Source organism: Desulfonatronum sp. SC1 (assembly GCF_003046795.1).
GTDB lineage: Bacteria > Desulfobacterota > Desulfovibrionia > Desulfovibrionales > Desulfonatronaceae > Desulfonatronum.
In genome coordinates this window covers 1-967 of sequence record NZ_PZKN01000074.1, presented here as the reverse complement: position 1 = coordinate 967, position 967 = coordinate 1, and the positions used below count along the sequence as shown (strand labels likewise).

1 pseudogene is annotated in these 967 nt (G+C 48.7%); it reads right to left on the bottom strand.

Features of this window, described 5'->3' with window-relative positions:
- Nucleotides 1–787 (bottom strand): annotated as a pseudogene (locus C6366_RS18370) (transposase); the annotation flags it as partial.
- Nucleotides 788–967 lie beyond the last annotated feature (180 nt).

Here is a 967-nt window from a genome sequence, read left to right as displayed (position 1 = left end):
TGTCCAAGACCACAGTCACGTCTTGCCGACCATATTTTCGCATGGCATCCAAAACGTCTTCCAGAACGCACTGAAACACCTTGGAATCATGGCAGTTGCCCTCGTATTCGCGATAGAAAAACGGCAGGCCGGTATCCCTGGCCACCAGCAAGGCAAGTCCTACCTGGCGAAGCCAGTAGCGGCCCTCTTTGCTTTTACCCGTCTGAGCCAAGTCAGATTCGGTATTGCCGGCCAAGTACGTGTAGTAGTTGGTGGTGTCGAAAAGAAAGCAATCGAACCGGGAAGTCTCTAACTGAGCCACCTTTTCGAAAAATCTTTTTGCGATCGCCTCGATTTGCTTTTGACTTACCCGGTCCCATTTTTTCCAAAACTTCTCGGATGACAAGGCTTTAACGTCCACCGGCCTGACCTGTTGGACAGCGGCTTTATCGTACCAATCCGCCAAAGCTCTCTTGGACTGAGCGTCAACCATCCTGTTGAAAACTGCATATAGGAAGTATTCGCCGACAGATGGTCCAGCCTCGTTTTTTCCTTTGGGGACGACCTCGTCCACGATCTGAGCAATCCCAACATCCTGATCAATCAAATTGGCCAACCACAACGCGCCAAATTCCTGAACCTGAATTTTCTCCAACGCAGATTCGGCCCCTGTTGCCAAAGACATGATCCTCTCCGGGGAACCAAGATAGACTTGGTTGGTAACCTTTGGCTTGCCGTCGATCCGCGCCATCTCCCGGACATAGTAGTAGGGCCTGCCCTTTTTGATCTTCTTGTGCAGGTGAGGCATGCAGAGGACATATCAGTAGGGTCTAACAGTGTCAATAAGAAAGTTTATAAATTTATAAAATTAAACGTTTTTTTGACAAAAAAGCAGAGATATCAGTAGGGTCTTACGCAAAGGGCCAGGTTAACATGCAGAAATTATTGCGGAAAAGGCTGGATTTGGCGCGATGCGGTTAAAGTCCTG